The following is a 24,008-nucleotide window of genomic DNA, read 5'->3' as shown; positions in this document are numbered from 1 at the left end:
ATAGGTGCGGACCGGCCAAACGCCAATGTCCCCCATGGGCGCGACGCGCTGATGGGGGGCGATCCCGGCACAAGGCCTAGGACCGGAAGTTTGACGGACTCCCGGAATTGGGTGCGCGTTTACGCCTGTGGAGGTGAGGAGTCAACAGGGCGGTGGTTTGCGAGCCAAGTGTTGATGGTCGTGCTGATTTCGATGTACTGCTTTTCCTCCCTTTCCTCAGCGCCATCGAGCGCAAGGTGAAGGTAGGCTGTCGAGCTGGTTTGAAAATACAGATGAAGAGGGAAGCTGCTTCCGTCCTCAGTTTCCTTTTTCGAGTACTTCGCAACTTTTAGGTCCGGTAGGGAATATTCCTGTTTGCGAATGCCAAGCAAAGTTTTTCTGTACCAGAGAACTTTTTTCAATTCTGGATCCAGTGAAAGTGTCTTGTATTGCAGGGAGCCAAAAACACCCACCGCACATGCTAAGGAAAAGACGAGAGCGACCCAGTAGTCGCTAAAGGTCCGTTCGCCGGTGAAGATTTTTCAACAAGCAAGACTATAGCGAGCCAAGCGGCACAAAATGGAAGCGCGCGCCACGTTGGGCCCCACTCAAAGGTCAAACCATCGGAGGAAATGCGCGTCACTCTCATTGGTTGTAGTGTTGGCACTGCATTCGCGACCATTTCAAGTGATTTGTGTGGTGCGGGTTGTATATAATCAGAATGCGTGGTCGGACAGGCAAGATGAAATGAAAAAAAGGCATCAAGATCGATGGACGCATCATCTCAGTTTCAGGACACGTTGCCCATCACTTCGGATGCGCTTTTGGCGCAGCTTCAAGGCTGGGGATTGGACTATATGCTGCACGAGCATGTGCCGCTGCGCACGGTGGAGGATGCCAAGTCGGTTGAGGATGCCATGGAGGTGCCCGGCGAGGCGGCGTTTCGGGTGAAGAACCTGTATCTGCGCGACAAGAAGAAGCGCAATTATCTGGTGACGCTGGAGCAGGATCGGGAGATCGATCTGAAGGCCTTGGGGGCGCAGTTGGGCGTGGGTGGGTTGTCGTTCGGCTCGCCTGATCGGTTGATGCAGACCTTAGGTGTTCGGCCGGGTGCGGTGACGCCGTTGGCGATGATCAATGGGGCGCAAAACAATGTGCGTTTCTTGATTGATGCCGCCGTGAAGGGCGCGGATCGGATCTACATGCATCCGCTGGTCAATGACCGGACTGTCGCGATGGATGTCGCCGATTTGTGGGGTTTTTTTGACCGCGTAGGTGTGAGCGCCGAGGTGTTGGAGGTGTCCTGATCGGACGCACGGTCACAGGTTCTCTTCGATCAAAATCTCGATGCGAATTTTTTCCTGAGACGCCAAGGTGGTTCTGTTTTCGCATTTGGAGCGCAGAATTCGCACGGCGCTTCTGACGAGGTGTCCTGGATCCTGTGTCACAACGGCGTCAAGTTTGCCTGCGCGCAATCCCTGGATGGTCGTCGGCGTCTTTTCATGCGCAATCGCTGTAAAGGTCTGTGTGTCGCAAAAGTTTGCAAGTGCCTTAAGTGGAACACGCGCTTCAGATCCCATTACGTAGAACCCGGCCAAGGCCTTTTGGTGGGACAGAACATTGCGCACGATGTCAAATGTCCGCTCCGGCTCACCGTATGTTTCCAGCGTGGGTAAGACTGACAGCATTGGAAACGAGCCATTTATCACTTCATCAAAACCAAGGCGCCGTTCAAGGCTGTCTCGGGCCTGCATCGTGTCGGTCAAAACGGCGATCGTGCCCTCACGGGGGCCGATGAACCGCCCCATCAGACGTCCCACGGTTCGCCCGGCAGCGCGGTTGTCGATGCCCACAAAATCATGTTGGTCTTCGTCCCGCTGATTGGACACAAAGGGAATTGTCAGAATGCCGCGCTCTTTCATGCGGCGGATGGCATCGCGAATTTGTGGTGTCTCGGGCGCCATGATCGCGGCGCCATCATAGTCTTCGCCTTTCAGGCGCGAGAGGTAGCGTGCGGTTTCGTGGGGATTTTGTTCATCCACACGTAAAACCTTGATATCAAGCATCTCTGCGCGACCGGCTTCTTTTGTTTCCTCGATACGCTTGATGATTTCAGCCAGATATTCGTCTCCGTCTTTTGGCAGAATAAACGCGAAGCGATAGCCTTTTTGACGGGCAAGCGTGGCGGCGAATTGATTGCGTTCAAACCCAAGAGACCTGATCGCCTCATTCACGGCATCAATGGTTTTTTGTCGGACACCGGATCGTCCATTCAGCACGCGATCAACAGTTGCCAAGCTCACGCCCGCTGTCTCTGCCAGATCTTTGGTCGTTGGACGCATGTGTCGGAGTGCCCCGCTTTTTGCATATTTCTTTGGCACTTTTGATGGGTATTTCCAAGATTTGCAATACTAAATGAGGTGCGTACCTCAAAAATATCTTGATCTGAGGTACGCACCTCATTTAGCAATGGAGGCGTTGATCGATTCGTGGCGGAGGAGCCGCGCTGATCCGAAATCTAGGGAGGGTATTCGCCATGAAGACGAAATTGATATATTCCGCAGCCGCAATTGCTTTGGCCGCCGGAACCCATGCCGCCAAAGCAGAAGATTTGACTTTGTGTTGGGCTGCGTGGGATCCGGCCAATGCACTTGTGGAACTCAGCAAAGAATTCGAGGCCCAATCTGGCCACGCAATGAGCTTTGAGTTTGTGCCTTGGCCAAACTTTGCAGACCGTATGCTCAACGAGCTCAACTCCGGTGGACAGCTCTGTGATCTGTTGATTGGTGACAGTCAATGGATTGGGGGCGCTGCCGAAAACGGTCAGTACGTTAAGTTGAACGACTTCTTTGCCCAAGAAGGCATCGACATGGCGGATTTCATTCCCGCCACGGTCACGGGTTATGCAGAATGGCCGAAGGGCTCGCCAAACTTCTGGGCGTTGCCTGCCTTTGGCGACGTTGTTGGCTGGACATATCGTAAAGATTGGTTTGAGCGGCCAGAGGTGCAGGCTGAATTTAAAGCAGCACATGGGCGTGATTTGGGTGTGCCTGCCAATTTGGGCGAACTCAAAGACATTGCGCAGTTCTTTCAGGGGCGCGAGATTGACGGCAACACCGTGTACGGAGCGGCAATCTATACCGAACGGGGGTCCGAAGGTATCACGATGGGCGTGACCAATGCGCTTTACAACTATGGCTTTGAATACAGCAACCCAGACAAGCCCTACGATCTTGAAGGGTTTGTAAACTCAGACGGCGCGGTATCAGGTCTTGAGTTCTACAAAGAGCTCTATGACACGGCCACACCTCCGGGGTCGTCAAACTGGTACATGGGTGAAAACATCGACGCCTATAAGTCCGGTCAGGTCGCAATGCAGATGAACTTCGCCTTTATCTGGCCCGGTGTTGAGGCTGATCCCAACGTGGGTGGCGGAAAATCTGGCTATTTCCCAAACCCGGCTGGTCCCGATGGACATTTTGCCCAACTTGGCGGGCAAGGGATTTCGGTTGTGGCAGCCTCCAAAAAGCAGGACGCCGCGCTTGAATATATCAAGTGGTTTGCCCAACCTGATGTTCAGCAAAAATGGTGGGAGTCAGGTGGATATTCTGCGCTGCGTGCAGTGGTTGAAGATCCGGAGTTTGCCACAAGCCAGCCTTATGCGCAGACTTTCTTGGACTCCATGGCCATCGTCAAAGATTTCTGGGCGGAGCCCGCCTATGCCGAGTTGTTGCTGGCGATGCAGGCACGGGTGCATGGCTATGTGATCGCCGGTGAAGGCACTGCAAAGGAAGCTTTGGACGGGCTTGTCAAAGACTGGATCGAAGTCTTTGAAGATGAAGGTAAGATCTAAGCTTTCAGTCTGGTCGGGCGTTTGAGGCGCCCGACCAACCGCTGACCGTTCGGTCAGAGCGATTTCTCAATTCAACACACATGCGGATATGCTCGACGCGAACCTCTCAGTGGAGGTCGCGAAGAAGGAAACTTGACCATGACCAACTCGCCGATCGCCAGAGCCGCGAAGGCCACACCTGACCCGGTTGCAAGGCGCATTCGCGGTCTTTCGGATCGCACGATTGCGTGGATATTCGTTGCACCTTCAATATTCTTGTTGTTGGCAGTGAACATCTTCCCACTGATATGGACGATCCGTCTCAGCTTTACCAACTTTCGAGTTAATCGCCCCAACCGCGATGTCGAATGGGTGGGATTGCGCAACTATGAGCGCATCCTAAGTGACAGCGACATTTGGAATACCATGCAAGCCACCGCGCACTTCCTGATATGGACAATTGTGTTGCAGGTCTTGATTGGTTTCACTTTGGCCTACCTCATCAACAAGAAGTTTAAGGGCAACGATCTGTGGACCACAATCATTGTGTTCCCCATGATGCTGAGCCCGGCTGTGGTCGGCAATTTCTGGACTTTTTTGTATCAACCTCAGATCGGCTTGTTCAATTACGTCATCGCGTTTTTCAGCGGTGCAGATCCGGCCAGTTTTTCGATGATCGGGGATGTGCATCTTGCACCTTGGGCGATTGTGATTGCCGATACCTGGATGTGGACGCCTTTTGTGATGCTGATCTGTTTGGCAGGATTGCGCTCAATCCCAGACTCTATTTACGAGGCGGCGGAATGTGATCGAGCCAGTAAGTGGCGCCAGTTTTGGACAATCACCATTCCGATGGTTCTCCCGTTTCTGATGTTGGCGGTTCTGTTCCGTGGGATCGAGAACTTCAAAATGTTTGATTTGGTTGTTCAACTGACAGGTGGGGGGCCGGGCAACACCACCACGCTGACGTCTATCGACCTCAAACGCGAAGCCTTTGAGAAATGGCGCACCGGCTATTCCTCGGCTTACGCCGTCATCCTGTTTGTCACAGTTTTCGGCCTGGCGTCGATCTATGTCAAAGCTTTGAACAAGGTGAAAGAAAGATGAGTTTCTCAGTCACAGAACCGTCCCAACGGACAAAATGGTTCGCTGGCCTATTGGTGGTGCTTTACGCATTGATCACCATCATGCCGCTCATGTGGATTGTCGCAACGGGGTTTAAATCGCCCTCGGACTCAATCGCCTATCCGCCCAAGGTTGTGTTTCAGCCCACGCTTGAGGGCTACGTGAATCTGTTCACCACACGCACACGCATAAACGAAAACGATCGTGATGATCTTGCACCGGCAGATACTTGGTATGAGCAGATTGTCCGCGACCAAGGTCAGGTCATTGCTGGTCCGTCGCGTTATGGTGCGCGGTTCATGAACTCGGTGATCATAGGCTTTGGGTCTACGGCGCTTTGCATGATCCTTGGCACCGCTGCGGCTTATGCATTCAGCCGCTTTCGGGTGCCCCTTAAGGACGATCTGCTGTTCTTTATCCTGTCCACGCGGATGATGCCGCCGATTGCCGTCGCGATCCCGATTTTTCTGATGTTTCGCAATCTGGGCCTAAATGACACCCATTTGGGCATGATCCTTCTTTACACAGCGGTGAACCTCTCGCTGTCGGTCTGGCTGCTCAAAGGTTTCATCGACGAAATCCCAATTGAGTATGAAGAGGCGGCGCTGATTGATGGCTACACAAGGTTTCAGGCCTTTTACAAAGTTGTGTTGCCTCAAGCGGCAACAGGTATCGCCTCCACGGCCATTTTTTGCCTGATTTTTGCTTGGAATGAATATGCCTTTGCGGTGCTTTTAACCTCCGGCACAGCCCAGACCGCACCGCCTTTCATTCCCACCATCATTGGTGTCGGCGGCAAAGACTGGCCCGCTGTCGCCGCGGGCGCCACGATCTTTTTGGTTCCTGTCATGGTCTTCACCATCCTTCTCCGCAAACACCTTCTGCGCGGCATTACATTCGGAGCGGTTCGCAAATGAGTAGATTTATCAAAGGTATCCTGAGTCTGCGGCGCGGTCCTTGGGAGATGTTGGCCTCGATTCTGATCGCGGTGGGAGTGGTGATGTTGATGCAGCCTTTTGCGCTGTGGCTCTTCACGTACTCTTTCATCATCACACTCGTCGGGACGGTGATGTTCATCATTGTCAGCCACTTTCCGGAGTAAGTCATGGCCCAGATCAATATACAAAACCTGCGCAAGGATTTCGGGTCGTTCAATGCGGTGAAATCCTCAAGCTTCACCGTTGAAGATGGCGAATTTTTCATGCTCTTGGGCCCGTCTGGATGTGGCAAGACCACAACTTTGCGGATGATGGCCGGGCTCGAGTTGCCCACATCTGGTGAGATTTTTATCGACGGCGAAGAGGTCGGTATGAAACCCGCCAGCCAGCGCGACATTGCCTTTGTGTTCCAGATGTTTGCGCTCTACCCGCATATGAACGTGGGTAAGAACATTTCTTATCCTCTGTTGTCCCAAGGGATGCCAAAGGCCGAAGTCAAACGCAAAGTTGGTGAGGTCGCGGAGATTCTGGGCATTTCTGACATTCTGTCCCGCCCGGTTGGTGGCTTGTCTGGCGGCGATCGCCAGCGGGTCGCGCTGGGGCGCGCGATTGTGCGTGATCCCAAGGCGTTCTTTATGGATGAACCTCTGGGCGCGTTGGATGCCGAGTTTCGCGAGCATATGTCTGAAGAGCTGCGCGCGCTGCATGACCGAATGGGGGCCACCACGGTCTATGTCACTCATGATCAGCTCGAAGCCATGCAAATGGGGGACAAAATTGTCGTCATGAACCATGGGGTTGTTGAGCAATTTGGTGTCCCTCAAGACATCTACGATTGGCCGGCAACGCGCTTTGTGGCCGAATTCATTGGCTCACCACCCATGAACTTCCTCGATTTTCACGGAATGGTTGGCCACGGGATGACATCGGTTGATCTGTCGGGCTGCTCGTTTGGCATTCCGGAACAACTGGAAGGGGCACATGGTGGATTGACCTTTGGCATCCGGCCCGAGCACGTAAGGCTCAATGACGATGCGCCTTACAAAGCGAGAGTGACCGCAACCGAATACCTCGGAACCACGCAAATTGTGAGCTTTGAAGCCCCAAACGGGGTGATCAAGGCGCGCATTGCCAGTCATCACAAAATCAAAGTGGGCGACACAACTGGCCTGCACTTTGATCCTCGCACGATCACGCTGTTTAGCAGTGAAACGGGCCGGGCACTGAAATCTGTGGCGAATGAAGGAGTGTTGTCTCATGGCTGAAGTCAAACTGACCAATGTGTCAAAGTCCTTTGGACCGGATGTCGCGCTTGAGGATGTATCAATGACGGTGCCTGACGGGTCGTTTGTTGTGCTCCTGGGACCAACTGGTGCGGGGAAAACGACGACCCTACGGATGGTGTCGGGGCTTGATCTGCCTGACAGCGGACAGTTGCATATCGGCGGGCGCGATATGGCTGGCCTGACGCCTGCTCAACGCGATGTGGCGATGGTGTTTCAGCAGTACTCGCTTTACCCGCATCTCACAGTTCGTCAAAACCTTGAGTTCCCTCTTAAATCTCCCCTGCTTAAAACGCAGGCCGACGACATCAAACGTAAGGTGGGAGACGTCGCAGAGGTGCTGCAGATCTCTCACAAGCTGGACAATAAGGCCACGGCGCTGTCAGGGGGGGAGATGCAGCGTGTCTCCATCGGACGGGCGTTGGTGCGCAACCCCTCGGTCTACCTCATGGATGAACCACTCAGTTCTTTGGATGCCAAATTGCGTTCTGACCTGCGTGTCGAACTTAAGAACATTCAGGCCAATTCCGGCGCGACCCTCCTCTACGTGACCCACGATCAGATTGAGGCCATGACGATGGCAACCCATGTGGGTGTGCTGGACAAGGGCCGGTTGGTGCAATTTGGTACCCCCCGTGAAATCTACGAAGATCCAGTGAGTGTTTATGCGGCCAGCCGGTTGGGGCAACCGCGTATCAACGTGTTGCCAGCAGATGTCTTTGAAGGCGCTCCCGCCAATGCCACCGAAATTGGGCTGCGCCCTGAGCAAATCTATCAAGGCGACGGTGAGGACAGTCTTGTTGAACGTGTCGAGCATTTGGGTGATCAGACGCGTCTACACCTGTCCTTCAAAGATCACGACCTGATCACAGTGACTGAACCGCACACCCCGCTTCGTTCTGGTGACATCGTTAAAATTCGCCCGCAAAACCCATTCTATTTCGACGCCAGCGGCACCCGCATCGCATAAAGGAAATCATGATGGCACATTTCATCAATGAAAAAGAAAACACGGTCACCGAGGCAATTGATGGCTTGATCAAAGGCTCAGGAGGCAGGTTAACGCGGCTTGATGGATATCCGCATATCCGCGTGGTGATGCGCACAGACTGGGACAAATCTAAAGTTGCATTGGTCTCTGGAGGCGGCTCAGGTCATGAGCCAGCGCATGCTGGCTTTGTTGGCAAAGGTATGTTGACAGCAGCCGTCTGTGGAGACGTTTTTGCCTCGCCGTCTGTTGATGCGGTTCTTGCAGGCATATTGGCGGTGACCGGGCCTGCCGGGTGTTTGTTGATTGTGAAAAACTACACAGGTGATCGGCTGAATTTTGGCCTGGCAGCCGAACGCGCGCGGGCTTTTGGTCTCAAGGTCAATATGGTGATCGTAGATGATGACGTTGCGCTGCCAGAATTGCCACAACCCCGTGGTGTGGCCGGGACGATGTTTGTGCACAAGATTGCAGGGGCGTTGGCTGAAAAAGGCCAGTCTTTGGAGCAAGTTGCAACTGCGGCCAGCCGGGTTGTGGCGGGGACCAAGAGCCTTGGAATGTCTTTGGACACCTGCACCGTTCCGGGCTCTCCAAAGGAGGAGCGGATCGCATCTGGCAAAGCGGAACTGGGTCTTGGCATCCACGGTGAAGCCGGTGTTGAGCAAATCGACTATGAAACTGCAAAGCAGGCCGTCGCAGCGGTCAGTGATAAGTTGGCTCATCTCATGGAGGACGCGCCGCATGTGGTTCTGCTGAACAACCTTGGGGGCGCGTCGGTTCTTGAAATGTCTATTTTGGCCAATGAGCTATTGTCATCATCCATTGGCGATAAGATCAAACTGATCATCGGTCCAGCCGCTTTGATGACCTCTTTGGACATGCGCGGCTTCTCCATATCGGTCTATGCACCGAACCCAGAGGAAGAGATACTTCTGCAGGCGCCGGTTGAACCCAACGCTTGGACGGGTGTTATACCGGTGCGGCCCGTCGAAATTGTTGAACTCCCCGATGGACTGTCCCCGATCCAACCGATCCCCTCAGAGCACATTGAAACCAGAGCGTTTTTGACGAAATGCTGTGACTTACTTATTGCCGCTGAACCTGACCTCAATGCCTTGGATGCAAAATCGGGTGACGGCGACACAGGGTCAACACTGTCCGGCGCCGCTAGGGCACTGATTGGCGCATTGGATCGACTACCACTTGCAGATCCCACCCAGTTGTACCGCGCCATCGGTCAGGAACTTAGCCAGACAATGGGCGGGTCTTCCGGTGTTTTGCTTGCGATCTTTTTCACAGCCGCGGGTGACGCTGCCTCCAGTGGGTTGCCCATGGTGGATGCTTTGAAAGAAGGCTTGAACCGCATGCAAAAGATTGGTGGAGCGAATTTGGGCGACAGGACAATGGTCGACGCGCTGCATCCGGCCCTTGAAGCGTTGGATGAGGGGATTGAGGCTGCAGCGCTTGCTGCACGTGAGGGTGCCACATTGACCGCGTCCATAACGCAAGCCAAGGCAGGCCGAGCGTCTTACATCAGTGCGGATCAACTAAAGGGCCACACTGACCCGGGTGCAGAAGCTGTTGCCAGATTGTTTGAAGGAATTTTGTCATGAAGCCAATTGCGTGGCAAAACTGACACCCTTTTGGATGTCACAGGGTATTCCCGCTGCATCGGGAGTGGTTCTCTATGGAGCGTTTCACCAAATGCAGCGGGGGATGCGCATTAGGCGGCTTTGGGGGCGACTTCAACGCCGTCGTTGTTCAGTATGGTCACATCAGAGATGCCAACAAATCCCAGCACAAAGCGCAGGTAGTCTGAGGCGAAGTCGATGTCAGAGCCAATTTCAGTGCCCCCGGATGCAATTGTGATGATGGCTTTCTTATCTTTGAGCAATCCTTGGGGGCCATTTTCGGTGTAGGCGAAGGTCTCGCCAACGCGGGCAATTTGGTCAATCCAAGCTTTGAGAGCAGCAGGTATGCCGAAATTGTAAATCGCAACACCAATCACCAGCGTGTCCGCAGCTTGCAGTTCGGCGACAAGCTCGTCAGAAATTTTCAATGCGTCGTTTTGCGCGTCTGTGCGGGCATCAACTGGAGTGAAAGTGGCTTGGGTGAAGGCTTCGTCCAAAAACGGGAGAGTGGTGGTGGACAAGTCGCGCTTGATCACCGTATCTGGGTTTTGTTTGCTCACCAGCGCCGCCGAGGCTGTGCGTGAGGCTGAGTCTGTAAAGCGGGCGGAGCTGTCGATGTGAAGTACTGTGAGTGACATGGCGTCGGTTCCTTTTGGACGTGTAACTGATGCGTGTGCGTTAGAAATTAGCTATTGTAATTTTACACTCAACATCGATTATTGCGCAGCTCATGTTTGAAAATGCACATATTGATTTGACGTTGGAGGGCTACTTTTGAAAAATTGGGACGAGATACGAACCGCGTTTCAGGTGGCGCGGCTTGGCACCGTGAGCGGCGCGGCCGAGGTTTTGGGAGTGCACCATGCGACGGTGATCCGTCATATAGATGCGTTGGAAGCTCAACTGGGCGTAAAGTTGTTTCAGAGACATGCGCGCGGTTATACCGCCACCGAAGCAGGCGAAGATCTGATGCGAGTGGCACAGGCCACAGACGATCAGTTTGGTCAGCTTGAAGGGCGCATTAAGGGGCGCGGGTCAGATGTGGCGGGGGAATTGGTGGTGACGTCACTTGGCGGGTTTGCGCCGCTGATTTCACCGATCCTGGCAGATTTTCAGGCAGAGCATCCGGACTTGGTGGTACGGTTTTTGACAGGTGATCGCGTGTTCCGACTGGAATATGGCGAGGCACATGTGGCCATTCGCGCGGGGGATGGACAGGTGCAACCGGACAATGTGGTTCAGCAGTTGGCGCATTTGCCCACGGCATTGTACGGCGCGCAGAGCTACATTTCGCGCTATGGGGTCCCAAAGGACGAGGCGGATTTGGCCAACCACCGCTTTGTGGGCCATGATAGCCCAGATAGTCGCGCGCCATTTTATCGGTGGCTTAAGACGCGGGTGCCTCGTGAGAACGTGGTGTTTCGCTCAACATCAGATCGGGCAATCTCGGCGGCAATTTTGCGTGGGGCTGGTCTTGGATTTTTGCCCGTTTGGGCGGCGCAGGAGGCAAGCGACATTTCGGAAGTTATGGCGAGTAACCCGGAATGGGATATCAATGTGCGCCTGATCACACATGTCGACCTGCACCGCACAACCAAGGTGCAGACGTTTTTGTCCTATCTAAAGGAACGCGCACGCGATTGGACGACAATTTAATGACCGCGCCTGCTGGACCGGATGCGCGGTCGAAACTCAGCCTACCACTGCGCGGGCATTTGGCGATGTTGTTGTTTTCGTCACTTGTTGCAGGGTCGTTTTCTCTGGGTTCGATGAGTGCAAACGCTGTGGACCCAGCGGCGTTGAATGCAGTGCGATTTTTGATTGCGGCGATTGTGATTGGTGCGGCGGCTTTGACAACCAAGGGGGTGCCGCGCTCAGCATGGCGCGCGCCATGGCGGTATCTCATTCTTGGTGGATTGTTTGCAGGATACTTTGTCCTGATGTTTGAAGGTCTGAAAACGGCCCATCCTGTCAGTACCGCAGCGGTGTTCACCTTGACGCCGCTGATGTCCGCTGGATTTGGATGGGGGTTGTTGGGGCAGGTCACAACCAGACGCATGTTTTTGGCTTTGGGAATCGGTGCGGCCGGTGCGCTTTGGGTGATCTTTCGGGCGGATTGGCAGGCGTTTTTGCGCTTCGAAGTGGGGAAAGGCGAAGTTTATTACTTTTGGGGCTGCATGTTGCACGCGGTGTACACCCCAATGGTGCGCAAGCTTAATCGCGGCGAAGCACCGGTGGTGTTCACCTTTGGCATGCTAATCGCAGGTTTGGTTATACTGAGCATTGTGGGTGCGCGCGACATTTGGGCGACGGATTGGCTGGCGCTGGATGCATTGGTGTGGGGGACAATTTTGTATCTTGCGATCTTCGCCAGCGCGGCTACGTTTGTTCTTTTGCAATTCGCCACGCTGCATCTGCCCAGTGCCAAGGTCATGGCCTACACCTATTTGGTTCCCAGCTGGGTGATCTTGTGGGAGATGGCGTTAGGACATGGCGCGCCCAGTGGCTTTGTGCTTGTTGGAATAGCCTTAACGTGCCTTGCCTTGGTGATGCTTCTTGAAAGTGACACATAAGTCTGCGAGCAGTTATTTCTATAATGCTAGAATTTTAGAAATGACGAATGTGAGGAGTCATCATGATCACTTTGAACGTTGCGCTGCGCGCGAAGAGTGGTGCGCGGTTGATCGCGCCAATTGGGTTTTCTACGCCTGATGTCGCACCTGTATCTTTGACGGTGTCGGGCGGCGAAAGTCGTTTTATGTTCGAAGTGGGCACTGGTCAAACCGTGGTGGAAGTGACGCCGACCGGTGAGCAGATTTCGTTTCAATGGATGTTTGAACGTGGCGGGCTGGACTACGTCGAGAGCATGTTCCAGCCACGCGACAGCAGGTTCACACGCGCCGCCTCAGAACTGGTTGGAGAGGTGCGCGCGCTGGTTTGCGACATGGCCTCTGATGACGAAAAGCTTCGGTGTTTGGTCGATCATGTGGCTGGGCTCTTTCAATATGGACATGGCAATCCGTTTTATGAAGGCACCAATGAGATGCCGCAGCTGTGCACTATGACGCGCGGTAGTTGTGTGGACATCAATGCCTATCTGATCGCCTGCTGTCGTGCGGCCGGGATCGAGGCCGGTTACGTGACCGGGTATTTCATTCCCGAAGAAAAGCGCAGCCATACAACGGATATGCACTGCTGGGTTGTCACTCGCACCGACGCTGGGGTGCAGGAATGGGACATTGCGCATCATATGAAAATGGGCGTGTCCGAAATTGCGCCCGGTCTCAATCCCAAGCCGGGTGTGCGGGTGGCAATGTCGCATTCTATGGGGTGGACCATTCCGCAACTGGGCTTATCGGACATCAAACTTCTGGCAGAGCCAATTTGGTTTTACCCGGACAGCCAATGGGAACGCGCAGACTTGGACATTAATTTGGTGGGCTATGACCTGCTATGCACGCCGTGAATCATTTTTGAGAATACACGCGTGACTTGATCGAACACAAAGACAGAGACCGCGGCAGCGCGATAATATGTACGCAGGAGTGAGGGATTTTGGAGGATTTGCCTTATGCCTGCTGCACAAACCAAAGATGACTTGTTAGCTGTCTCGGCAAAAGAGTTTGCCAAGCTCCAGAGTTTGATGGTGACCGTTCCGTCGGATGTTGCGACGCAATCCATTGAAGAAAACTGGAGCATTCGTGACGTGTTGGTGCATCGCGCCCACTGGATTGATTTGTTCTTGGGGTGGTACGCGGATGGACAGGCTGGCAAGAAGGTCGCGTTCCCAGCGCCGGGGTACAAGTGGAACCAGCTGGCAGCCTACAACGAAACGGTTTTGGCGCAGCATGCAGATGTGAGCTGGGAGGACGCACAGGTGCGGTTTTTGGCAGCACATGATAGATGGATCAAGTTGGTGAGCGGTTTGACTCAGGAAGCGCTTTATGGCGCGCCAATGACAGGCGGCAACAACAATTGGACGTGTGGGCGCTGGGCGGAGGCTGCTGGGCCGTCACATTATCGGTCAGCGGCAAAGTTCATTCGGACGTGTCTGAAGCAGGCATCTGTTGGTCGCTAAGTTCGCCCTCCAAAAACCGCTCAAAGGCGTCCAGATTAACCGGTTCAAATTGACCGAAACCTTGCATCCAGACTGAGGCCGCGCGCATAGCGTCAGGCTGTAGTTTACACCATTTCACCCGGCCGCGTTTTTCTTGTGCAATGAGCCCTGCCTTGGACAAGATCACCAAATGTTTGGAAATTGCGGCCAGAGAGATGTCAAATGGCTCTGCCACATCGGTGACTGCCATGTCGTCTTCGAGCAGCATATTTAAAATTGCTCGACGGGTTGGGTCGGCGAGAGCGGAGAAGACTGTATCGAGGGACGGGGCCATAGACCTTTGTTTAACGATACCAGTGAGGATGTGAAAGAGACTTAGCCATAGGGGTGATGTGTATAGCGAGATGGTAGGCGTAATCTGCGCACTTCCAGATCCACGGGGCTCATTCCGATATCATGCGCCATGGAATCTGAGAGGTCAGGGTAGAATTGCCGCTTGTCGGTCAGAATGTCTTTGAGTTTGTAGATCGCCGCTTGCAAAACGCGCAGCGCGGGTCGGACAAGGGGTATCAATGCGCGCCGAGGCGCGTTTGTCGAATGGGGCATGACGCTTTCCAGGAATTGAGGTGTTATGTGACTATTTCAGATGCGTATTTGGGTATCAAACATCGTTTATTGACAGGTTGTGTGCCAAAAAGGCACAAGTGCTCCCATGGCCAGAAACCTCCCTCCCCTGAATGCTCTTCGCGCTTTTGAAGCGGCCGGTCGGCATGAAAGCTTTAGCAAAGCGGCCGAAGAGCTGAATGTGGCGCACTCCGCTGTGAGCCGTCATGTGCGTGGGCTCGAAGCGCGGTTGGGCATAAAGCTGTTCCGCGATTTGCCACGGGGTGTGGAGCTGACATTGGAGGGGCGTGGGTACTTGGAGCGGGTGCTCCCTGCTTTGGATGTGATTTCGGAGGCCACCGAAGATTTGGCGGCAGTGCCAGCAGGGCAGGTGCGGGTGAACTGCGAGCCGCTGTTTGCGGAGCGGTTCATCGTTCCACGATTGGCGAATTTTCACACAGCACATCCCGAAATTGATCTGAGGCTGGAAACGTCTCGTCATCTTGCGGATGTGGAACGGCACGAGGCGGATTTGGCTGTGCGGTTTGCACATAGTGGGGCGCTGGCGGAACCGTGTGAACTGCTGTCGGATGCGCAGATTTACCCCTATGCGGCACCCAATGTCATAAAGGGAGAGGCACCGTCAGAACTTTTGGATGTCGCGCGATATCGTGAGCGGAACACAGACCTATGGCGGCAATGGTTCCAAGCTGCTGGCGTACCGACGGAAGCTGTGTCGGAAAGAAGTTGGCGGATGCATTCGGCTTTGGCCTATCAGTCTGCTCTGAACGGATTGGGGGTGCTTTTGGTGTCCTCGGAAGTGGTGTCTGCAGATGTGGCGCAGGGACGTTTGGTACGGTGTTTTGATGTGGGTCTACGAGACGGAGCATTCTTTCTGGTGCACGGCAGTCGCGGCGTGCGACGGTCTGCTGTGCGGCAGTTTCAACAGTGGTTGTTGGATGAGACTGCGCTGTTTCGCTCGGGTGACTGAGGGGCATCGCTGGCGAGACTGGCCGTTAATGTGGGATGGTTTAGTGAGCAGGCTCCGTGAGAAGGGCTGTCACTATAGGCGCATAACGCACTCAGCGGCTGTCAGTGCGTGACGTAGGGCCCTTGCTGTGGTCTAAATGTGGACGGTGACTCTATCGCTTCGGAGAGAAACGCGCTTGGCCCAACGAGTTCTTTTTGTATGCGGAAAGGCGCGAATGCGCAGCCCGACGGCTGCGCAGATGGCGGCTGAGTGGTTCGACGTAGACGTAGATTTTGCTGGACTTAGCCGAGATGCAGATGAGCACCTTACCCGTGAGCATTTGGAGTGGGCAGATCTCGTGGTTGTAATGGAGCGTCGGCAATCAAAGCAGATGACATCGCTGATGGGCGCATTGCCAAAAAGCACGAGACTGGCATGCCTATCCATTCCTGATCAGTTTCAGTTCATGCAGCCTGAATTGATCGCCTTACTTCGGCAAAAACTACCTGCCATACTTACCAAGGCGTCCCTTCGCTCATAAGGCACGGCCCTTCTGGTGAGTGGAAGTTCAACCAAACTGTTGAATATGTCATTTGGTGCGGAAACGCCGAACAGGCGCGCCTGCCGGGGCATATGCGGCTTCGAGCCACAAAAAATAAATGTTTATTTTCAGTGATTTGATTTGAAAATCGCTATGGGAATTCGAGCGTTGACTCACAGCCCCTGCCGCCGTAGCAATGCGCCAACGTTAGCAAGGGGTAAATTGCGCGTGACCGAGACGAACCACAAAGACCAAATGCAGCGTCTGGAGGAGAGGATCGAGGCGGCCCGAAAGGCCCAGGACCCAAAGCCCCGCGCTGATGAGCACTATTCGTCCGCCAATCAGGCATGGCGCATGGTGATCGAAATGGTTGCCGGTCTCGGGATCGGCTTTGGCATCGGATATGCGCTGGACAGCGTGTTCGGGACACTCCCGATCTTCATGGTGCTGTTTACATTGTTTGGTCTGGCCGCGGGCATCAACGTGATGATGCGCACCGCCAAAGAGATCGAAGAGAAACAAGCGGCTGAGGCTGCTGAGAGAGACGAGAGGGATTGAACGTGGCAAGCGAAGCACAAGGCGCAGAAGAAGGCGGTCTGGTATTCCACCCAATGGACCAGTTCATCATCAAACCTTTGTTTGGTGGCGATCACATCGGCCTGTTCACAATCACAAACGCAACCCTCTGGATGGCATTGGCCGTTGTGGCAGTTGTGGCCTTGATGGTGATTGGGACGCGTCGTCGCGCCATCGTCCCAAGCCGCGGTCAATCGATCGGCGAATTGGCCTATGGCTTCGTCTACAAAATGGTCGAAGATGTTGCAGGCAAAGATGCCATCAAATTCTTCCCATATATCATGACACTGTTTCTGTTCATCGTGATGGCCAACTTCCTCGGCCTTATTCCGATGTCCTTCACCACGACCTCCCACTTTGCTGTCACTGTAGTGCTCGCGTTGTTGGTGTTTGTTACCGTGACCGTGGTTGGATTTGTCAAAAACGGCGCCGGTTTCCTCGGCCTGTTTTGGGTGTCCAGCGCGCCATTGCCGCTGCGCCCGATCCTCGCAATCATCGAGGTGATTTCCTATTTCGTGCGTCCCGTCAGCCACAGCATCCGTCTTGCGGGTAACGTGATGGCTGGCCACGCCGTGATCAAAGTGTTCGCAGGCTTTGCCGCGATCGCAGTCGTCAGCCCTGTGTCGGTTGTCGCGATCACTGCAATGTACGGTCTCGAGGTCCTCGTGGCCTTCATTCAGGCCTACGTCTTTACCATTCTGACCTGTGTGTATCTGAAAGATGCGCTGCATCCTTCGCACTAAGGTTCCCAGAAACTCTACTCTATCTATTAACTTCCAATCGTAAGGAGATACCCACATGGAAGGTCAACTCGCACACATCGGCGCAGGTCTCGCAGCAATCGGTTCCGGCGCAGCCGCTATCGGTGTTGGTAACGTCGCAGGCAACTTCCTTGCCGGCGCTCTGCGCAACCCATCTGCAGCTGCTAGCCAGACTGCAACTCTCTTCATCGGCATCGCGTTTGCAGAAGCACTGGGCATCTTCTCGTTCCTGGTTGCTCTGCTGCTGATGTTCGCCGTCTAAGCCTACGGAACCATCCTTACGTGCGGGTGCGGGCGCGAATGACTGCGCCCCACCCGTAACCCAACGGAAGTTCCCAGGAGGACGTCATGGCGACCACTACAACTGACGCCGCAGGCCACGCAGCAGAGGCCGCCTCTGCACCGGGCATGCCACAGCTCGATTTTTCGAACTGGGGTAACCAGATTTTCTGGCTCTTGATCACACTGATTGTGATCTATCTCGTCCTGTCGCGCATCGCGCTTCCGCGCATTGCCGCGGTTCTGGCTGAACGCCAGGGGACCATTACGAATGACATCGCCGCAGCTGAAGAGCTGAAGGCGAAGGCCGTGGAAGCGGAAGAGGCTTATAACAAAGCACTCGCCGACGCCAAAGCTGAGGCACAGCGCATCGTTGCTGAAGCCAAGGTGGAGATCCAGGCTGACCTGAACGCGGCCATTGAAACGGCCGATGCAGAAATCGCAGCAAAAGCCGCTGAATCGGAAAAGGCAATCGCCGAAATCCGTGCCGGTGCGCTGGACAGCATCAAAGACGTGGCCAATGCCACCACAACCGAAGTGATCTCAGCCCTTGGTGGCAAAGCAGATGACGCGGCCGTGGCAAAGGCAGTTGATGCGCAGATGAAGGGCTAAGACAATGCGGAAACTGACCACAGTTGCAGCCCTCATGACACTGAGCGCGACACCCGCTTTGGCGGCAAGCGGCCCGTTCTTCTCTCTGAAGAACACCGACTTTATCGTGCTTTTGGGTTTTATCCTGTTCATCGCGGTTCTGTTCTACTTCAAAGTGCCTTCCATTCTAGGCGGCATGCTGGACAAGCGCGCAGACGAGATCAAATCCGAGCTCGACGAAGCCCGCGCGCTGCGTGAAGAAGCCCAGACAGTTCTGGCGTCTTATGAGCGTAAGCAGAAAGAAGTGCAAGAACAGGCAAACCGCATTGTTGCGCAGGCCAAAACCGAAGCTGAAGCGGCTGCTGAACAGGCCAAGGTGGACTTGCAGAACTCTATCTCGCGCCGACTGGCTGCAGCGGAAGATCAGATTGCCTCTGCAGAGGCTTCTGCTGTCAAAGAAGTGCGTGATCAAGCGATTGTTGTGGCGATTGGCGCAGCACGTAATGTGATCGCAGGTCAGATGAGTGCGGCGGATGCCAACAAGCTCATCGACTCTGGTATTTCTGAGGTAGATGCCAAGCTGCACTAAGCTTGCATTTAAAAAGATATTGAAGAAACCCGGTCCCCTTCGGGATCGGTTTTTTCGTTTTCTGCCCCGGTGTTGCCGCAATACGGTTTCATGATGTGTCTCAGTTCGCTGAGTGAGACATCTGGAGGGTCAAATGCGCGCCTTGGTTTTTATTTGTACAGCTACAGCAGTGGTGGGACTGGCCGGATGTTCCGGTGGAACTACGAAGGTCTCGACCAAATCTGCGGGAATGGAGCCCGGAGAGGTGTTCTGGGCAAAGAACAAGCTGGCGGAGCAGACCGAAATGCCCGGCGAAGCTCAGTTTCGTGACTTTGAGCTTTTGGAGTTGAGCAATGGCGATCGGGTGTATTGCGGCGAGATGAATGAAATCAGCAGATCAGGTCTGGCCCAAGGTTTTGTGCCCTTCTATATGCGACGCAGCGGTGGCGACGTGAAGGCTGTGAACTGGAGCAGCGAAAGCGCGGACTTTTCTTCAAAGAAATGTCAGGACGCACGCAACGGGGCGTTGCGGATCAACAAAGTATGATCCGCAACCTTTTTTGAATCAGCGCACCGGATCGAACTGTGCGTCTGTTAAGCGGCAGTCTCGAATGACATCGCGTCCACAGGGCACCGGTGACAGATCTTTGCTCAAACACACGCGCGCCTCTTGGATAAAACCATCGCGACAGGTGATTGTCAGCATATCCGGCTCCAATGTGGGATTGGCTTTTAGAAACGCCGCCTCCACCACGGCAGCTGGAAGGGTCACGGTGTCTTTCAATTTGCGAAACACGGCGGGGCGGGTGACGCTGTTGTAGGCTGCGCGTGCGGTGGCGAAATAGTCTTCACCAGAAAGCCCCGAGCAGGTGCCATGTTTCTTCCATTGATACCACGCAAGCCCAGATGTGCCCATGATGTCAGCCATGCTGTTTGTCACATGGCGTGGTGGGTTGCGTTCGGCTGATGTACAATAACTTGGCCAGCCCCGATGGAATTGCGGCCATAGCCCATGCATGACCCAGCCATGGTCCTCCGATGGATCACATTGCGGGCTTTGTTTGGCATCACCTTCGATGGCACACCAATTGGGTGACCAGCTCAGCGCTAAAACGTAGTAGTCAAACTCTCCGGCGGGCTCTCCGTCGGCTAAACCGGGCCCGCAGGACACGGAGCTGATCAAAAGGGCCAAAGCAGCCCCAAGCACTCTGCGCATTCACTCTTTCCTTTTTTGTTCAGGCGCACTATATCGGCCTGAAGTTCCCCCACAACGGAAACCCGCGCCAGACCATCGGTGCCGTCTGACAAAAGTCAGGCGACGGGAAATCTATATGCTGGGTCGGGGCAAGATTTCGTAAGGAGTAGAGACATGGCCAAGCTGCTGCACCCCAAGGCCACCGCCGTCTGGCTGGTGGACAACACCACGATCAGCTTCAAGCAGATCGCGGATTTTGTTGGCATGCATGAGTTGGAAATTCAGGGCATTGCGGATGGCGATGTTGCCACCGGCGTAAAAGGGTTTGACCCGATCGCCAACAACCAGCTGGTTCAAGAAGATATCACATCGGCGGAAAACAACCCGATGCATAAGTTGCGCTTGAAGTTTAACGCAGCGGCCACAGGCGAAGAAAACCGTCGCGGCCCGCGTTACACTCCACTGTCCAAGCGACAGGACCGCCCCGCATCGATCCTATGGCTGGTGAAGTTCCATCCAGAGCTGTCTGACGGTCAGATCGGCAAGCTGGTAGGTACAACAAAGCCCACCATCCAAGCGATCCGTGAGCGCACCCATTGGAACATCAGTAATATTCAGCCCATCGATCCGGTGGCACTGGGTCTTTGCAAACAGTCTGAGTTGGATGCTGCTGTTCAGAAAGCTGCTGCCAAAACTGCTGCTGAGGGTGGCGTGATGTCTGATGACGAACGTCGCAAGTTGGTGTCGACAGAGCAATCGCTTGAGATGGAAGCTGAGCCTAAAATCCCATCGGCTATTGAAGGTTTGGAAACTTTCTCTTTGGCGGATGACGATGATGAAGACACGCAATCAGATGGCGATTTCTCAGATGCCGACAGCTTCTTCAATCTGCCTGGTGGCGATGAAGACGAGCAGCCGCGCTAAGCTGCAACGTATATGCGTTTTGAAAATCTTATGGCCGTGCTTTCCAGAGCGCGGCCATTTTGCCATTTACGGCGCAAAAAAAACGGGTTGGTGTCACCAGCTTCTGCCGCGGCCGTCAGAGTGCTTTTCGAGCGTTGAGCGCAGCCGAAATCGTGCCCTCATCCAAATAGTCGAGCTCTCCACCGACCGGCACCCCCTGTGCAAGTGAGGTTAAGGTGACCCGGCTTTCCAGTTGGTCGGCGATGTAATGTGCTGTTGTTTGACCATCTACGGTGGCATTCAGGGCGAGGATCACCTCGGTTATGTCTTCGCTCGTTACACGGTCCATCAATCGCGGGATCGAGAGGTCCTCAGGCCCCACACCTTCAAGCGCTGACAAGGTGCCGCCCAAGACGTGGTAGCGACCATCAAAAACCCCGGCGCGTTCCATCGCCCAGAGGTCCGACACGTCTTCGACCACACAGAGCACACCGGTGGCACGTTTCTCGGATTGGCAAATGTCGCAGATATCCGATGTGCTGACGTTGCCGCAATTGAGGCACTCGCGCGCGGTTGCAGCAACCTGCTGCATCGCGTCGGCAAGCGGAGTCAGCTGCAACGCGCGTTTGCGGATCAGATGGAGCACTGCCCGGCGCGCAGACCTTGGGCCAAGCCCAGGAAGCTTGGCCATCATCTCAATCAGCGTGTCGATATCGGAACTGCTCATGTCCGGGCCCTTTATGCGCGACCAATTTGAGTGGTTATAACAAGAACCAACCCGGAACACACCCGTCTTAGAATGGCAGCTTCATGTCCGCTGGAAGACCCAGATCAGAGGTTATTTTGCCCAGTTCGTCTTGGGCACGATCATTGGCTTTGGTTTGCGCATCTTTGATCGCCGCAAGGATCAGATCTTCGACCACCTCTTTGTCCTCGCCATTGAAAATCGATGGATCAATGTCGAGAGCTTTGAGCTCACCTTTGGCTGAGGCTGTCGCTTTCACAAGGCCAGCGCCACTCTCGCCGACCACCATGATGTTATGAAGCTCGTCTTGCATGTCCGTCATTCTGGATTGCATTTCTTGCGCTTTTTTCATCATTCCGGCCATGTCGCCGAGATTGCCGAGTCCTTTGAGCATTGAGTGTCTCCTAATTCATTGGTTGCCGTCTAGATACGCATCAGCGTCCCCACAGACAAGAGTTTGCCGTGTGAAGGATGGCCCTGTCGGGCTTATTCTTCGAAGGGATCCCACTCGTCTTCGACTTCAGGCAGGGCCTCTGCGAGGGCTTCATTGGCCAGGTCGCGGCGAGATTTGATCTCAGTAATCTTGGCTTTTGGAAACGCATCCATCACGGCCTGCACGAGTGGATGGGCCAAAGCTTCATTGCGCATCTCTGTGGCGGCGGCATCGCGGACTTCGGCCACTGTGGGCGCACCACCTTCGTTCACAAGTGTGATGGCCCACCGACGCCCGGTCCAGCGTTGCAACTGACTGCCAAGCCGTTGGGACAGATCGGCAGGGGCATTGGGGGCAGGTTCAAATTCGATGCGCCCGGGCTGATAGGACACCAGCCGCACGTATTCTTCGACTTGTACACGCAGAACACCATCGCGCCGTGTGCGGATCAGCTCCAACACATGTTCAAACGTCACGTATTTGGCCAAGGCGGCATCGTCTTGCACCGCCAAAGCGGTCACCGTGCCTCCGCGTGCGGCGGTCGGAGCGCCATGCACTGGACCAGAGCCGCCAGCACCGCTACCCACAGGGCCGCCCTGTGCATGTCCCATTTGTTGTCCGCCGTGTGTGTGGCCCGAGTTGAGGCCACCGCCGCCATTTGGCGCAGCGGGCGGAGCAGGCGTGTCTTTTAGCTTGCGCAGCAGCTCTTCGGGGCTGGGCAGGTCGGCAACATGGGTGAGGCGGATGATGGCCATTTCAGCGGCCATCATGGCATTGGGGGCGGCGGCGACCTCTTCGAGCGCTTTCAGCAGCATCTGCCACATGCGGGTCAGCACACGCATGGGCAGCTCAGTGGCCATGGTCATGCCGCGTGCACGCTCGTCCGGGTTGATGGTGGGGTCGTCTGCGGCCTCAGGCGTGATTTTAACAACTGAGATCCAATGAGTGATTTCGGCCAAGTCGCGTAGCACGGCCATCGGGTCAGCCCCATCTGCATATTGCGCGGCAATCTCGCTCAGCGCACCACCTGCGTCGCCGCGTAGGATCATGTCAAACAGATCAAGCACGCGCCCGCGATCCGCCAGACCCAGCATCGCGCGGACCTGATCGGCGGTGGTTTCGCCGGAGCCATGAGAAATGGCTTGGTCGAGCAGGGATTGCGCATCTCGGGCAGAGCCTTCAGCTGCGCGGGTGATCAAAGCTAAGGCCTCGTCTGTGATCTCGGCACCTTCTGCGACGGCAATCTTGCGCAATAGGGCAATTTGATCTTCGGGCTCAATTCGGCGTAGATCGAAGCGCTGACACCGAGACAATACAGTAACAGGTACTTTGCGAATCTCAGTGGTGGCAAAGATGAATTTCACATGTGAGGGCGGCTCTTCCAACGTCTTAAGCAGCGCGTTGAACGCGCTGGTGGAAAGCATGTGCACCTCATCGATGATGTAGATTTTGTAGCGTGCAGACGCGGCGCGGTAGTGCACCGAATCAATGATCTCGCGAATGTCATTCACGCCAGTGCGCGACGCGGCGTCCATTTCCATCACATCGACATGGCGGCCTTCCATGATGGCTTTGCAATGCTCACACTCACCGCAAGGCTCGGTGGTAGGGCCGCCGTTGCCGTTGGGGCCAATGCAGTTCATACCTTTGGCGATGATGCGGGCTGTGGTGGTTTTGCCGGTGCCGCGGATACCAGTCATCACAAAGGCTTGTGCTATGCGGTCCGCCTCAAAGGCGTTCTTCAGTGTGCGGACCATGGCGTCCTGTCCGACGAGGTCCGCAAAGGTTTCAGGGCGATATTTACGCGCGAGAACCTGATAGGCGGTGTCGGGTGTGTCGGTCATGGGCGTCCTGAAATTTTGAGGCCGATTGTGAGATTCGGCTGGTCTGTGGTGGTGCTGTGGCGCAGGTTAAGCGGGGCGAGGCGGCGCGTCCACCGGATATGCGGGTTGAGACCCGAACGGGCGCACTACGTGAATTGTGGGCGGCTTAGCAGCAGGGGGCGGTTAG

General features: G+C 54.9%; 30 protein-coding genes. 21 read left to right on the top strand and 9 right to left on the bottom strand.

What is annotated here, in order from left to right; all coding sequences use genetic code 11:
* Positions 1–119: 119 nt before the first annotated feature.
* Positions 120–452, bottom strand: a complete 333-nt coding sequence (locus tag ABWV47_RS14720; protein ID WP_353313105.1) for a hypothetical protein — start codon at positions 450–452, stop codon at positions 120–122.
* A gap of 297 nt (positions 453–749) precedes the next feature.
* Here ABWV47_RS14720 and ABWV47_RS14715 point away from each other — a divergent pair, with 297 nt between their 5' ends.
* Positions 750–1,286 (top strand): prolyl-tRNA synthetase associated domain-containing protein, encoded by a 537-nt coding sequence (locus ABWV47_RS14715; RefSeq protein WP_353313103.1) that lies wholly within the window; start codon positions 750–752, stop codon positions 1,284–1,286.
* 12 nt (positions 1,287–1,298) lie between these two features.
* On the opposite strand, the gene ABWV47_RS14710 is transcribed toward ABWV47_RS14715, so the two are convergent.
* The gene (locus ABWV47_RS14710; RefSeq protein WP_353313101.1) at positions 1,299–2,321 is read right to left on the bottom strand and encodes a LacI family DNA-binding transcriptional regulator; all 1,023 of its coding nucleotides are present in this window, start codon (positions 2,319–2,321) and stop codon (positions 1,299–1,301) included.
* Positions 2,322–2,515: 194 nt separating this feature from the next.
* Between ABWV47_RS14710 and ABWV47_RS14705 the strand changes: the two genes are divergently transcribed.
* From ABWV47_RS14705 to ABWV47_RS14675, 7 genes are all read left to right on the top strand, one after another.
* Positions 2,516–3,832, top strand: coding sequence for an ABC transporter substrate-binding protein (locus ABWV47_RS14705; RefSeq protein ID WP_353313099.1), 1,317 nt, complete (start codon positions 2,516–2,518; stop codon positions 3,830–3,832).
* Between the two features lie 138 nt (positions 3,833–3,970).
* Entirely contained in the window at positions 3,971–4,918 is a 948-nt protein-coding gene (locus tag ABWV47_RS14700; RefSeq protein ID WP_353313097.1) for a carbohydrate ABC transporter permease, read from the top strand.
* Positions 4,915–5,853 carry a carbohydrate ABC transporter permease gene (locus ABWV47_RS14695; protein WP_353313095.1) on the top strand — a complete coding sequence of 313 codons (939 nt, stop codon included), beginning with the start codon at positions 4,915–4,917 and terminating at the stop codon, positions 5,851–5,853. Before ABWV47_RS14700 ends, ABWV47_RS14695 begins: the two co-directional genes overlap by 4 nt.
* Positions 5,850–6,038: a hypothetical protein gene (locus ABWV47_RS14690; protein WP_353313093.1), complete on the top strand. Its 189-nt coding sequence runs from the start codon at positions 5,850–5,852 to the stop codon at positions 6,036–6,038. The genes ABWV47_RS14695 and ABWV47_RS14690 overlap by 4 nt, the downstream gene beginning before the upstream one ends.
* Before the next feature lie 3 nt (positions 6,039–6,041).
* Complete coding sequence (locus ABWV47_RS14685; protein ID WP_353313091.1) at positions 6,042–7,139, top strand: ABC transporter ATP-binding protein; 1,098 nt, start codon at positions 6,042–6,044, stop codon at positions 7,137–7,139.
* Entirely contained in the window at positions 7,132–8,127 is a 996-nt protein-coding gene (locus tag ABWV47_RS14680; protein ID WP_353313089.1) for an ABC transporter ATP-binding protein, read from the top strand. The genes ABWV47_RS14685 and ABWV47_RS14680 overlap by 8 nt, the downstream gene beginning before the upstream one ends.
* Before the next feature lie 11 nt (positions 8,128–8,138).
* Entirely contained in the window at positions 8,139–9,758 is a 1,620-nt protein-coding gene (locus ABWV47_RS14675) for a dihydroxyacetone kinase subunit DhaK (RefSeq protein ID WP_353313087.1), read from the top strand.
* A gap of 110 nt (positions 9,759–9,868) precedes the next feature.
* Here the strand turns inward: ABWV47_RS14675 and ABWV47_RS14670 are convergent, their stop codons facing one another.
* Complete coding sequence (locus tag ABWV47_RS14670) at positions 9,869–10,414, bottom strand: FMN-dependent NADH-azoreductase (protein ID WP_353313085.1); 546 nt, start codon at positions 10,412–10,414, stop codon at positions 9,869–9,871.
* A 136-nt stretch (positions 10,415–10,550) separates the two neighbouring features.
* Between ABWV47_RS14670 and ABWV47_RS14665 the strand changes: the two genes are divergently transcribed.
* The 4 genes from ABWV47_RS14665 to ABWV47_RS14650 all read left to right on the top strand — a co-directional run bounded on the left by ABWV47_RS14665 (position 10,551) and on the right by ABWV47_RS14650 (position 13,854).
* Entirely contained in the window at positions 10,551–11,432 is an 882-nt protein-coding gene (locus ABWV47_RS14665; RefSeq protein WP_353313083.1) for a LysR family transcriptional regulator, read from the top strand.
* Positions 11,432–12,349 (top strand): DMT family transporter, encoded by a 918-nt coding sequence (locus ABWV47_RS14660; protein WP_353313081.1) that lies wholly within the window; start codon positions 11,432–11,434, stop codon positions 12,347–12,349. Before ABWV47_RS14665 ends, ABWV47_RS14660 begins: the two co-directional genes overlap by 1 nt.
* A 62-nt stretch (positions 12,350–12,411) precedes the next feature.
* Positions 12,412–13,242: a transglutaminase-like domain-containing protein gene (locus ABWV47_RS14655; RefSeq protein WP_353313079.1), complete on the top strand. Its 831-nt coding sequence runs from the start codon at positions 12,412–12,414 to the stop codon at positions 13,240–13,242.
* A 105-nt stretch (positions 13,243–13,347) separates the two neighbouring features.
* Positions 13,348–13,854, top strand: coding sequence for a ClbS/DfsB family four-helix bundle protein (locus tag ABWV47_RS14650; RefSeq protein ID WP_353313078.1), 507 nt, complete (start codon positions 13,348–13,350; stop codon positions 13,852–13,854).
* Here the strand turns inward: ABWV47_RS14650 and ABWV47_RS14645 are convergent.
* Entirely contained in the window at positions 13,814–14,167 is a 354-nt protein-coding gene (locus ABWV47_RS14645) for an ArsR/SmtB family transcription factor (RefSeq protein ID WP_353313076.1), read from the bottom strand. The genes ABWV47_RS14650 and ABWV47_RS14645 overlap by 41 nt on opposite strands.
* A gap of 41 nt (positions 14,168–14,208) precedes the next feature.
* Positions 14,209–14,439, bottom strand: a complete 231-nt coding sequence (locus tag ABWV47_RS14640) for a hypothetical protein (RefSeq protein ID WP_353313074.1) — start codon at positions 14,437–14,439, stop codon at positions 14,209–14,211.
* A gap of 106 nt (positions 14,440–14,545) precedes the next feature.
* Between ABWV47_RS14640 and ABWV47_RS14635 the strand changes: the two genes are divergently transcribed.
* The 8 genes from ABWV47_RS14635 to ABWV47_RS14600 all read left to right on the top strand — a co-directional run bounded on the left by ABWV47_RS14635 (position 14,546) and on the right by ABWV47_RS14600 (position 19,269).
* Positions 14,546–15,427: a LysR substrate-binding domain-containing protein gene (locus ABWV47_RS14635; protein WP_353313072.1), complete on the top strand. Its 882-nt coding sequence runs from the start codon at positions 14,546–14,548 to the stop codon at positions 15,425–15,427.
* A gap of 214 nt (positions 15,428–15,641) precedes the next feature.
* Positions 15,642–15,947 (top strand): phosphotyrosine protein phosphatase, encoded by a 306-nt coding sequence (locus ABWV47_RS14630; protein ID WP_353313070.1) that lies wholly within the window; start codon positions 15,642–15,644, stop codon positions 15,945–15,947.
* Between the two features lie 255 nt (positions 15,948–16,202).
* Positions 16,203–16,505, top strand: a complete 303-nt coding sequence (locus ABWV47_RS14625) for an AtpZ/AtpI family protein (protein WP_422063654.1) — start codon at positions 16,203–16,205, stop codon at positions 16,503–16,505.
* Between the two features lie 2 nt (positions 16,506–16,507).
* A complete protein-coding gene (locus ABWV47_RS14620) occupies positions 16,508–17,266 on the top strand; it encodes a F0F1 ATP synthase subunit A (RefSeq protein WP_353313066.1) in 759 nt (252 codons plus the stop codon).
* 55 nt (positions 17,267–17,321) lie between these two features.
* Positions 17,322–17,546: a F0F1 ATP synthase subunit C gene (locus ABWV47_RS14615; RefSeq protein ID WP_090027589.1), complete on the top strand. Its 225-nt coding sequence runs from the start codon at positions 17,322–17,324 to the stop codon at positions 17,544–17,546.
* Between the two features lie 86 nt (positions 17,547–17,632).
* Positions 17,633–18,175 carry a F0F1 ATP synthase subunit B' gene (locus ABWV47_RS14610; RefSeq protein ID WP_353313064.1) on the top strand — a complete coding sequence of 181 codons (543 nt, stop codon included), beginning with the start codon at positions 17,633–17,635 and terminating at the stop codon, positions 18,173–18,175.
* 4 nt (positions 18,176–18,179) lie between these two features.
* A complete protein-coding gene (locus tag ABWV47_RS14605) occupies positions 18,180–18,743 on the top strand; it encodes a F0F1 ATP synthase subunit B (RefSeq protein WP_353313062.1) in 564 nt (187 codons plus the stop codon).
* A 133-nt stretch (positions 18,744–18,876) separates the two neighbouring features.
* A complete protein-coding gene (locus ABWV47_RS14600; RefSeq protein ID WP_353313060.1) occupies positions 18,877–19,269 on the top strand; it encodes a hypothetical protein in 393 nt (130 codons plus the stop codon).
* 18 nt (positions 19,270–19,287) lie between these two features.
* Here ABWV47_RS14600 and ABWV47_RS14595 read toward each other — a convergent pair whose 3' ends face one another.
* The gene (locus ABWV47_RS14595) at positions 19,288–19,938 is read right to left on the bottom strand and encodes a ribonuclease T2 family protein (RefSeq protein WP_353313058.1); all 651 of its coding nucleotides are present in this window, start codon (positions 19,936–19,938) and stop codon (positions 19,288–19,290) included.
* A 153-nt stretch (positions 19,939–20,091) separates the two neighbouring features.
* On the opposite strand from ABWV47_RS14595, the gene ABWV47_RS14590 reads away from it, so the two are divergent.
* Complete coding sequence (locus tag ABWV47_RS14590; RefSeq protein ID WP_353313056.1) at positions 20,092–20,841, top strand: DUF1013 domain-containing protein; 750 nt, start codon at positions 20,092–20,094, stop codon at positions 20,839–20,841.
* A 115-nt stretch (positions 20,842–20,956) separates the two neighbouring features.
* On the opposite strand, the gene recR is transcribed toward ABWV47_RS14590, so the two are convergent.
* The 3 genes from recR to ABWV47_RS14575 all read right to left on the bottom strand — a co-directional run bounded on the left by recR (position 20,957) and on the right by ABWV47_RS14575 (position 23,842).
* Positions 20,957–21,547 carry a recombination mediator RecR gene (gene recR, locus ABWV47_RS14585; RefSeq protein ID WP_353313054.1) on the bottom strand — a complete coding sequence of 197 codons (591 nt, stop codon included), beginning with the start codon at positions 21,545–21,547 and terminating at the stop codon, positions 20,957–20,959.
* Between the two features lie 67 nt (positions 21,548–21,614).
* Positions 21,615–21,959: a YbaB/EbfC family nucleoid-associated protein gene (locus ABWV47_RS14580; RefSeq protein WP_353313052.1), complete on the bottom strand. Its 345-nt coding sequence runs from the start codon at positions 21,957–21,959 to the stop codon at positions 21,615–21,617.
* 92 nt (positions 21,960–22,051) lie between these two features.
* Positions 22,052–23,842, bottom strand: coding sequence for a DNA polymerase III subunit gamma/tau (locus ABWV47_RS14575; protein ID WP_502959709.1), 1,791 nt, complete (start codon positions 23,840–23,842; stop codon positions 22,052–22,054).
* Positions 23,843–24,008: the final 166 nt, after the last annotated feature.

Source organism: Shimia sp. NS0008-38b, assembly GCF_040370365.1.
Classification (GTDB): Bacteria; Pseudomonadota; Alphaproteobacteria; order Rhodobacterales; family Rhodobacteraceae; genus Shimia.
Note: the sequence above shows the minus strand (reverse complement) of the source record. Positions and strands in the feature narration are given on the sequence as shown.